This is a genomic window from Desulfamplus magnetovallimortis (assembly GCF_900170035.1).
Lineage (GTDB): Bacteria > Desulfobacterota > Desulfobacteria > Desulfobacterales > Desulfobacteraceae > Desulfamplus > Desulfamplus magnetovallimortis.
This window is the reverse complement of the sequence record NZ_LT828540.1, coordinates 635,971-646,867: the sequence shown is the minus strand read 5'-3', so window position 1 is coordinate 646,867 and position 10,897 is coordinate 635,971. Positions and strand designations below refer to the sequence as shown.

The 10,897-nt window shown below is 40.7% G+C and carries 7 protein-coding genes and 1 pseudogene; 6 read left to right on the top strand and 2 right to left on the bottom strand.

The window, feature by feature from the left end; translation table 11 throughout:
• The 3 genes and pseudogenes from MTBBW1_RS28090 to pyk form a co-directional block, all read left to right on the top strand.
• Positions 1-246, top strand: a pseudogene (locus MTBBW1_RS28090) (hypothetical protein); the annotation flags it as partial.
• A 234-nt stretch (positions 247-480) separates the two neighbouring features.
• Entirely contained in the window at positions 481-1,434 is a 954-nt protein-coding gene (locus MTBBW1_RS02555; protein WP_080798723.1) for a DUF4351 domain-containing protein, read from the top strand.
• Positions 1,435-1,520: 86 nt separating this feature from the next.
• Positions 1,521-2,945 (top strand): pyruvate kinase, encoded by a 1,425-nt coding sequence (pyk, locus tag MTBBW1_RS02550; RefSeq protein WP_080798718.1) that lies wholly within the window; start codon positions 1,521-1,523, stop codon positions 2,943-2,945.
• Positions 2,946-3,011: 66 nt separating this feature from the next.
• Here pyk and MTBBW1_RS02545 read toward each other — a convergent pair whose 3' ends face one another.
• On the bottom strand, positions 3,012-3,272 hold the full coding sequence (locus MTBBW1_RS02545; protein WP_080798715.1) for a hypothetical protein: 261 nt from the start codon (positions 3,270-3,272) through the stop codon (positions 3,012-3,014).
• Between the two features lie 136 nt (positions 3,273-3,408).
• On the opposite strand from MTBBW1_RS02545, the gene MTBBW1_RS02540 reads away from it, so the two are divergent.
• Positions 3,409-6,204, top strand: a complete 2,796-nt coding sequence (locus tag MTBBW1_RS02540) for a DUF4091 domain-containing protein (RefSeq protein ID WP_080798713.1) — start codon at positions 3,409-3,411, stop codon at positions 6,202-6,204.
• A 166-nt stretch (positions 6,205-6,370) separates the two neighbouring features.
• On the opposite strand, the gene MTBBW1_RS02535 is transcribed toward MTBBW1_RS02540, so the two are convergent.
• Positions 6,371-7,669: a hypothetical protein gene (locus tag MTBBW1_RS02535; RefSeq protein WP_080798711.1), complete on the bottom strand. Its 1,299-nt coding sequence runs from the start codon at positions 7,667-7,669 to the stop codon at positions 6,371-6,373.
• Between the two features lie 504 nt (positions 7,670-8,173).
• Between MTBBW1_RS02535 and MTBBW1_RS02530 the strand changes: the two genes are divergently transcribed.
• Entirely contained in the window at positions 8,174-9,700 is a 1,527-nt protein-coding gene (locus MTBBW1_RS02530; RefSeq protein ID WP_080798707.1) for a vWA domain-containing protein, read from the top strand.
• Between the two features lie 785 nt (positions 9,701-10,485).
• Positions 10,486-10,881, top strand: a complete 396-nt coding sequence (locus tag MTBBW1_RS02525; RefSeq protein WP_139786636.1) for a hypothetical protein — start codon at positions 10,486-10,488, stop codon at positions 10,879-10,881.
• Positions 10,882-10,897 lie beyond the last annotated feature (16 nt).

Here is a 10,897-nt window from a genome sequence, read left to right as displayed (position 1 = left end):
AGACTTGTCAATTTCCCCGGAGGTAATGTTATCACCATTGAGGGGAATTCAAATGATTTCATTGTCTCCCGCTCCGGTGCCACAGTAACATTCAGGGGCAGTGACGGAACCTTGCTTGTGATGCCGGCAAGCTCTGTTTCCCAGAGTATAAATTTTCAGAATAAGGTGTTCGATCTTGTTATAGAGTCAGGTTTGGTGAGGCTTGGGGGGCAAACGGTTACTTTGGAGGGTTTGCAGGTACAATAGTAGTGTATCGTTTTCCTTTGATCTTTCTCAAAAATGACACCTATGATTTTGTGAGCATTATCAACTTTGTCTGAATCAGGATAACCGGGATTAACAGGATAAGGCAGGATTACTTATCCTGTTAATTCTGTAAATTTTGATTTTCCTGATTCAGATAAACGCTAAAATTCTTAAAAATCCATCAGGATGTCGATTTTGAGGATCTTTATTATCATAACCACAGGAGATGTGTGAATGACAGGTAAACAGGATGATTATGACAATCCCTGGAAAGATATCGTAACAAAATATTTCAAGGAACTGATGCAGTTCTTTTTTCCCTATGCAGCTCTTGAGATAGACTGGAAAAGGCAGGTGGTATTTCTGGACAAGGAATTTCAGCAGATTTCCCGCAATGCTGAAATAGGTACCAGAAGAGCGGACAAGCTTGTTAAGGTATATACAAATAAAGGAGAGGAGAGCTGGGTATTGATTCATGTGGAGGTGCAATCCCAATATGAAGTCGATTTTTCCAGGAGGATTTACACTTACAACTACCGGATTTTTGATCTTTATGACCGTAATGTTGCAAGCCTTGTGATTCTGGCCGATGATAGACCTTCCTGGAAACCGGAATCCTTTAGTTTTGAGCAGTGGAAATGCCGGCTGACCCTTGAGTATCCAGTGGTAAAACTTATGGATTACAAAAAAAGGCGTAAAGAGCTGGAACAAAACTCCAATCCGTTTTCAATTGTGGTTATGGCTCATTTGGAGACACTTGAAACCCGTAATGACTCTGCCCGTAGGTTTGATTCAAAATTTGCTCTTATACGAAAACTGTATCAAAAAGGATACAGCAGAGAAGAAGTGATTGATCTGTTCTCTTTTATTGACTGGATTATGAGATTACCAGAAGCTCTGGAAAAATCACTTTGGATAAAAATGGAAAAAATAGAGGAGGAATCCAGGATGCCTTATATTACAAGTGTTCAGAGAATTGGAAGAGAAGAAGGAAGAGAAGAGGGAAGAGAAGAAGGTACAAAAAAGCTGCTATCAAAATTGCTGACATTGAAATTGCAGGTCGCTTCAGAAAAGCTAATGACACTTTTGTCACCGCTTACTTTGGAACAGACAGAAAAACTCAGCACACGAATTTTTGAGATTGAATCTTTCGATCAATTGACAATGTGGGTCAATCAGATGGAATGAATTATTGGTGGGTGACGGGGCTAATAAATTTTTCAAATCTGACTTTTTACAGATTTATCAAAAACAACCATGGAGAATTTTCCTGAATGAAGAAAAAAACAAAAATAGTGGCAACCATATCCGATAAAAACTGTGAACCTGTTTTTCTGCAAAAGCTTTATGAAGAGGGGATGGATGTGGTCAGACTAAACACAGCCCACCAGACCCACGGGGATGCACTTAAAGTGATTGAAGCGGTAAGAAAGGTCTCTGACAAGATTGCAATTCTTATTGACACAAAAGGTCCTGAAATAAGAACCTGCCCAATGGAAAAACCAGTATCTCTTCGTTATGGAGATTGTGTCAGAATAAAGGGAGGAATTCCTGACCCGTTAAGAAGCGATCTTGTCTATGTCTCACATTCCGGTTTTGTGGACGATGTTCCTGTGGGAAGTTCAATTTTGATTGATGACGGCTCCCTTGCCATGACAGTAACCGAGAAAAACGATGATCATCTGGTGTGCTGTGTGGATAATGACGGAATGATTGAAGGCAGAAAAAGTGTAAACATTCCATCTGTTCATGTAAAGCTTCCGGCTTTGAGTGAAAAAGACAGAAGTTTTATCGAATTTGCAGCAGATAATGACGTTGATTTTATTGCCCATTCATTTGTCAGAAACAGTGAAGATGTAATTGCTGTGCAGGAGATCCTTGATAAAAAAAATAGCAGAATAAAAATTATTGCAAAAATCGAAAACAGTGAAGGTGTTGAAAATCTGGATAAGATTCTGGAGCATGTCTATGGTATAATGATTGCAAGGGGTGATCTCGCTGTTGAAATTCCTGCTGAAAAAATTCCCCTGATTCAGAAAAAGATGATTCGTACCTGCATTGAAAAAAGAAAGCCTGTGATAGTTGCAACACAGATGCTCCACTCAATGATAAAGTCACCAAGACCAACAAGAGCTGAAATTTCAGATGTTGCCAATGCCTGCTTTGACTACACAGATGCCCTTATGCTTTCAGGAGAAACCGCAAGCGGAGCATATCCTGTTGAGGCAGTAAAAATAATGACAAGGATTGCAGCAGAGGTCGAAGCAGGGCGTCAGAGTTTTCTTGATGTACCATATGTCCATAAAAACAAGGTGGTTGCCTATCTTGCAAAGGCAGCGGTAAAAGCTTCCATGCGCCTTAATACCCGTGCCATCATAGCTGATTCCATGTCAGGAGATACCATAAGGGCCATTGCAGCCTACAGGGGAGATAATCCTGTATATGCACAGGTATATGACAGGCGGGTAATGCGTGAGCTTGCCCTCTCTTTTGGAGTGCAGACAGATTATGTTGATGTTGAAAATGATGCATCAGAAGTTCTGAGAAAATCCATTGCAGGTCTTGTAAGAAGAAAACAGTTCTCACCTGATTCCCTTGTAACCCTGCTTGCAGGTCATTTTGGTGTCAAACATGGAGCATCTTATATTGAGATCAGTACGGCAGGAAGTATTATGGAAGGCAACCCTCTCCAGAAATAGAGAGGGGGCAGGTTTTACAGGTAAGAGTGAAAAAGCGCATGGTTCACATCTACCCTGGAATAGTAATTATAACTGTTGTTCAACAAGCAGTTTGTTTGCTTCGTTTAATGCTGTCCATTTACTGAAGGGAACGCTTGTGATATTGACAAGATCACTATTTGGAATCAGGCCGAAGTTTGGAGAGGCAATATATACAACTGTTTTTTTCCCCGGTTTCAGCTCCTCCTGACCACCATCCTGGATGGCTATCATTTTACCTACAAACAGTGCTGCCTTTTTACTTAATTTTTCAGTTTCCTGTGGCTGGTATCGTGCTTCGTAATACATTTTTCTATCCTTTAAAAAAATTATGGCTCATGGTACCTATGCCCAAAGGCTTTATACACAAAAGCTGTGGCAAAATAAAGAAGAAAACGACAGGGTGTCACGCATTTGCTGTTAATTTGAGAAAGGAAAAAGATCAATGGCTGATTTCAGTGGATTAAAATTCAAAATCTCTTTTGTTTTTATCTTTTATGCGCTTTTTCTATTTTGTCCAATTGTACTTGGAGCAGATGAGATATTTGAATACCGCCTCTCCCAGTCAACAGATACGGTTGATATATGGACAGCTCCGCCTTCTGTCAGAATTTTTAAGGAACACGCTCTTCCGACTATCACAGATTCAGAGGTGAGGGTATATGCGGCAGCCAACGAATTTGAACCTTTCCAGATCATAGTAAGACCTTCAACAAACATGCAGATTTCCCTGGATGTGGAAGATTTTACCGAAAGTTCCATTGAAACGGAAATTCATGTGGTGAAATACGTCAATATAACACAGCCTACAGATGCACTTGGATCTGCCGGGCCGTGGCCGGATCCCCTTTGGCCGATGGAAAAGAAAGAGCTTGTCTCCCTCCAGGCAGGTGAAAACACCTCTTTCTGGATTACTGTGTATGTCCCTTCTGATATTGTATCAGGGGATTACCTGACCCATGTTCAGATCGGAACCAGCATAAGAATCCCTGTCAACCTTCATGTTTTTAACTTTGTTCTGCCAGATGAGCTTCATGTTAAATCCCAGATGAATTTTTCCCACCAGTCAATTCTTGAAAAATATGGTGTCACAGGCTACGGAAGTGAATATTGGTCATATGTTGATAAAATCAAGCAGTTCTTTATTGATCATCGATTGACCCCAAAAAGTGTTTTGTGGTCAGGAGGGTTAACATCAACAGGCGGGTATCCCTACATAGATTATGATTGTGATGATGCCATATTGACTGATAATGAAGGTATATGGGGTTTTGAAGAGCCTGCCATGCGTTATCTTAAAGGCAGCGGACTTATGAATGGTACCTTTTCAGAGCCTTTTAACAACGGCACCGGATTTCCGTCCTTTATGGCCGTAACTTTCACAAACAATGATTCCTCCCTTGATCAGCGTCCGTCAACTTTTTGTGATATTGTTCGTGATGAAGGTGACTGGTACACGGCTGATAATCCAGATTCTGCCTATAATAACAAGTGGTTTGAATATATGGAAGCTCTTGAGGGGTATCTTGATGACAGTGGAGTTCTTGATAAAGCCTATTACTATATGGCAAATGAACCCCAGGATCAGGCAGATTACGATGCTGTTGCATGGTATTCCCGTCAGTTGAACCTTGCTGCGCCGGGGCTTAAGCTAATGGTCTCGGAAGAGCCCCGTCCGGAAATCTATGATCACCCTGACTATATTGATTCCGGTCAGATTGATATCTGGCTTCCGGTTCTTAATAACTATAATCCTGAAATCTCACATGAAAGAGAGCTGTATCACGAAGAGGAGACATGGATATACTGGCTTTACGGAACAAGACCTCCCTTTTTCAATCCAATAACCCTTGATCACCCGGGAATTGAAAGCCGACTTACAGGGTGGTTTCTCTGGAAGTATCGTGTGAGGGGTATTGCCTATTACTCATTGAACAACTGGAGCAAAAATCCCTGGACAGAACCCCTGAACAGCAATCACAATGGCGATCTTTTCATGCTATACCCGCCTTCCGAGGATAACACCCCAATAACTTATGGAAGCAATAACCACCGTTTTGTGCCATCCATACGTTTTGAACTTATGAGGGACAGCCTTGAAGATTATGAATATCTTTACCTTTTGAATGGAGCTGCACAGCCTGCTGTTCAATCGACAGATACCCAGGAGAGTGGTATGGTTACAGGTGAGTCTGATGTTCAGGCCGATAAAATTATTACAGGTGTTGTTTCATATACAAGAAGTGATAATTTTATGTATGAACTCCGAAGGCTCATAGGGCTAAAAATTGGCGGAGAGATTGATTCAATTCCTGATATATATCCTGAAGTTGAGCATCCAAGGGCAGAAGGAGAGCCTGGAAACTATTACATAAATTTTCAGAACCCCGATGAGGAGCCTTTAACAACCCGTACAGAAGATACCTGGGGCAATGGTTATACATTCAGGTATGTCACCCTTGCAGGGAATGACTACCTTCAGGTCGGGGTGGAGGAGTATGACTCTGATGCAGGGTTTGGTTGGCTCAATGATACTGCCCATTTTTTGACCGGCCGTGACCCCTGGGGAGAAGAGACAGATGAGCGGAAAATAACCTATGCTTATGATGATTATGCGCATCATCCCGCTATTTTTGAGTTTGATCTGCCAAGTGGAACATATTTGGTTGAGGTTTGTGTAGGGACTCCAAGAAGAGTTCGGGAACACAATCGTGTTGTGGTTGAAGGGGTCACTTTCGTTGATGATGAACCATCCGAACAGTTTATAATAAGGCAGAAGGAGGTAACGGTTTCAGACAGCAAGCTTACTGTGGATATTGGTATATGGGATGAATATACCATGCTTGACTATATTGATATTGAGGCTGTTGAAATAATTGAGCCGGAACCAGAGCCTTTGATCTGTTACGAGATATTGACTGATAGCTCACTTATGAGGATGTTATCTGAAAATCATACTTTTGTATATGGATGTCAGGGAGTCAACAATATTTATGTGGAGAGCGGTGCAACAGGAAAACTTATCAATTTTCCAGGCAATAACGTTATTACCTTTGAATCACTTTCCAGCGGGTTCCAGGTCACAAGATCAGGGGCAACAGTAAGCTTTGTCGGGGATGATGGAACAGAAATTGAGGTGCCTGCAACGGCTGATAAGCAAAAAATTGTTTTCATGGACAGGGAGTTTGATCTAATTATTGATTCAGGTGTAGTGAAACTTGGAAGCCAGACGGTTGAATGAAAGACCTCCTCTCCTGTAATGGGAGAGGAGGTTCTGGGGGGGTACTAAATAAATGCTATTGTTTATTCAAGTTTAAATCGTCGGATGACTTTTTTAGATATTTTAAATATTCAGAGCGTTTTATACCCGACAATCAAACCTTGCAGGGACACTGTTTCATTCGAGTTTATCTGTTAAGTCCGGCATTCATAAAAATGAAGCTCATTGTGTCAGGGTCACTGAGTTGAAGCTCTACCCAGTAGCTTCCTTCTTCAAATCCATCCAGGGAGACACATGGTATGTGAAGCACTCCTGAGAACATATTGAAATCTGCACATGTTTCTCTGTTATCTTCGTTTTCTCCATTTTCATGGGTATCACTTGAAGCTGCTGCCAGCCCTGCCTCATATCCTTTCTGGAATGCTTCTGCAAGGAGCTCTTCCGGGCACTGGGGATCCACAGGGTCATTTACATCGCCGCCTTCACACTCCCAGCAGATTTCAAGGATGCAGATTTCAGCGCCGTCAATGTCAATTCTGCGGATACCGTCCGCACTTGAAAGTGTGAGTGTCTGGGCCATTGAACCGCTTGCCGCTGTTTCGCTGTCAACCATGCTTCCTGATGCGTTATAGGCATTAAGGGTTGCATAGTATCCATGTTTCAGGGTAACTTCAATTACCTGGGGATATCCATTGGGGCACATGAATTCTGAAAATTGTATTGTAGAAGGTTTAAGGGCATTGCTCTCTGACCAGGGTACGGATATATCAAGATGGTCATTGCCGGAACAGTCTGTGATGGCAAGTTCTGAAAGGCTTCCATCGGGAAGTGTAGCAGCAGTTAGTGTGATGTCACCAAGAATAACTTTGGGAAGATTGTAATCCTCTGTTGAAAAGAAATCCTCTGCTGTTACACAGTTACCCTCAAAGGGGTGATCAGGATCATTGGGGTTTGGTTCAACATAAGAAGACTCTTCGCACATGATTGTATTTTCGGCACAGAAGAAATCTTCCCTGTTTCCTGCATCATCATAGGCAACAAGACATGCCTGGATGATATGCTCGCCATCTTCAAGTATCTGGGGCTGGATTACGCAGTTGCCATTGGGCATGCGGAACTCCTGACACTCCCAGGTTGACCAACTGTATGTCCAGGAAAGAATTCCGTCGATCCATATATCAAGACCGCCTCGAAGCTCTTTGTCAACTGCCTCTTCCCCTTGATTTGTAACAACAATGGAGAGCTTTCCGTTGTCGCAGAAAATATCTGATATGACGATGTTGGAGAATGGACTTTGATCAGTATAATCATTGTCATCTGGAAAATCGGTTACATCAGGATTACCATTTTCGTCCGCCAGATCTGTGAGTTCAGATATCAGCAGTTCTGTGATGCCCGCATCCTTTGCAGGTGTAACCTGTACAGCGGAAAAGGTAAGAAGAAAAATAGTGATAAAAATAAATGTTGCTTTGGATAGATGTTTCATGACTGTCCTCCTTTTTTGGGTTTTTGCCTGGTTCTTTTGGCATGCTTCATTTTTCAGTTTACACTTTCCGGAGAGACAACTCTCAATGGCGTGAACCTCTCACAAAAAAATGTAAAGTACTTTTTAGATCATATGAAGGATGCCGTTCTTTTTTTCATTTAGATTTGATTGACTTCTTTTTCTTACATGGTGTTACCTGTTGAAGATTGTTTATTGCAAAGAGGGAGCCACAATTGATTTTGTACAGCAAAAAAAAATACCATAAAACTATGAGTATTGTGATAATTATGTTAAATCAAAATGTTATGGGATATTTTTTTTGAAATAAAGATCTTTCATCATTAATTTTAAAGCTGTTATATGTTAATATTTGAAACAAAAAGATAAAATATTAATGAAATTGATAATGCTTGATTGTCAGTTAGTATCAATTTGAGTTGACACGTAAAAAGTTGTTTACATGGGATTGTTTACAGATCAAAAACCATGGGGAGGTAAAACTGTATGAGAAAATGTTATCGTTCATCTGAAAAACAAAACGCTCTTTTTGCCCTTATTCTTTTCCTTGCTCTTTTTGCTTTTGTGGAATCAGCCGGAGCTTCCTCCTATCCTGAGGTAACCTTTATAGTAGATGCATCCGGAAGCATGTGGGGAAAGGCAGGAGACAAAACCAAGATTGAATCTGCAAAGGCTGTAATGAGAACCATTGTTCCTGCCCTTGCTCCGGAGGTAAAAGTGGGGCTTGTGGCCTATGGTCACCGCCGTAAGGGAGATTGCAGTGATATTGAGGTTCTTGTCTCTTCAGGCAGTGACGACAGGGCTGGGCTGCTTGAAAAGGTCAATGCCCTTCAACCCAAAGGCAAAACACCCATTACTGATGCTGTAAGCACTGTGGTTGAGCAGTTGAAGACAAAAGAGAATGAAACCACTGTGGTGCTTGTAAGCGATGGCATTGAAACCTGTGTTGCTGATCCCTGCAATATTGTAAAAGCTCTCAAGGATACAGGAATAAAGTTTATCCTCCATGTTGTTGGCTTTGGGGTGGCAGATGATGAAGAGGGTCAGCTAAACTGCATTGCAGAGGCAGGTGGCGGACAATACCTTGCTGCCGGGGATACAGATTCTCTTCTTGGGGCATTGAACACAATTGCAGGTGATATCACCAAAAAGGTTGAGGTTGAGAAGGCAAAAAGCTCCCAGGTTAAAGTGAAAACCGGGCTTGCCAAAATAAGGCTTATAATGCCGGAAAGTACAACAAGGGGAATGGCGGGACTTAAGATTATTAGGGTGTCGGACGGCAAAGTGGTCAAAGAGACTGAAAGGCTTGCTGCTGAAACAACCCATCCTCTGATGGCAGGGGAATATGAAGTTCAATATCTCTTTGCAACCCCCAATTATGGTCAACCAACGGTTACCAATCTTGGAAAATTTATGGTTGGGGGCGGAGAGACAAGGGATATAAAACTTGGTGGTATCGTTTTTAACATCTCAAAGGTACTTGAAGATAACGCTCCTGTGGAACATGTAATTGTTGCTGAATCAGGCTCCGGAGAAGCAGTAGTGGTTGTACATAACAACAATAATGGATATTACAACTTCAGGCCAAAGGCTCTCCTTCCAGGTAAATATGATATTCTTTTTCATTACGCACACAGTCCTGAACCAACTTTAATAGCAACAGATGTGATTGTAAAGTCAGGAGAAGAGAGCGTTGTCACACTTGATTCTGGAATCGTTTTCAAGGAAGTGACTTCAACTGACATTTCCGGATGGGATTTGTATCCACTTTTCAGTGATGCAAAAGCAGATACAATGGAAGATGGGGAATCTTCTCCTGCAATAACATCAAAAGCTGTTCTTCAGGCACGTCCACCACATGGCAACAAGTCAACATTGTGGAGACATTTTATAGTCCCACCAGGGAAATATAGGCTCATGGTTACAGTAGTAGGAATGGATGAAGCCCTTCCTGTGGCAGAAGAGATGATAATAGAAAATGGGCAGATTGTTGATTTCGATTCAGAACTGTAACTAAATGGAACTCTATCTTCTCTGTGACCAAATGCCGCTTTGAGTTGTCTGTTTTTATGCGGGATGCTGATATAGTTATTTTGCAATATAGTTATTTTGCAAAACAGTGGCAAATTAGAATCAGAGAAAATCAGTGCATATGGACATCCTTCATAGCAACTCAAAATTAGTTTACACTTTTCGAAAAATTCTGAACCATGATTAAAGGATTTAAGGATTAACACGATTAAAAATCAAGGTAATCCCTTAATCATGAAAATCATGGTTCAAAAAAAGTGTAAACCGACAAATGAAAGATGCCTGCATATGAATTAACAAAAACTCAACTTAACATCATTTTAAAAGAATAGGCTTGAGTTCTGTTGTGAAAAAATATAGAAATAATTGGCATTCTTCATGTCATCCCAAAAGTACTTTACATTTTCTAATTTGAGGTTTCAGGAAAATGGACAATGATGTGATTTGTAAAATGTAAACCGACGGCCAAAAGAAGGATGCCAGATAACTTCTATAACGTACATGGCGGATTCCCTCCACAATCGAAAAGTTGAAAGTCTTTATTAGAAGGCCTCCGTAACATACTAATATATAAAAACTTTCTAATAAAAAGCCAATAGGATGTTAAAAATTTGCCAAAACAAAAAATTGAGATCTTGTAATTACAAAGGTTCTCAAAAGAGAAAATTTTGATTAATATGAGAAAGAAAAACAAATTTCGGATTTTTTTATTTTTGATTGTAGGGTGTATTATTTTTATGCCGGTTAATATCAATTATGATCAAAATATGGGAAAAAAATCACCCTACGGAGCAATAATCGAAACATATAATATGATTAAAGCATCTGAAGCTTCTGATCTTAAGGATTTATGGCTTGAACTTATTGATGAACGCATCAAGTGTTATTCCGAAACATCTGATTATTCACTAAGGCTTAACAATTGCCGTAAGTATTATATTTTTAAGATTTTGATCACTGCAAGGGAGCAGATAAAATCTGCTCCAAGTATAGGAGCCTTTATGAGATGTGTTCGTGATTGTCCACTTGCATTCTCACTCTGCAACGGTGAACTTGCAGTGGAAGCTATCGAAGCAGACTGTCGTGACATAGAAGCTCTTTGTGTAGAAGTTTGCCTTGATAAATATTGGAGAGGGAATACACTTGAGGACTTTTCCGAATAGTGTTCCCATGAAGTTC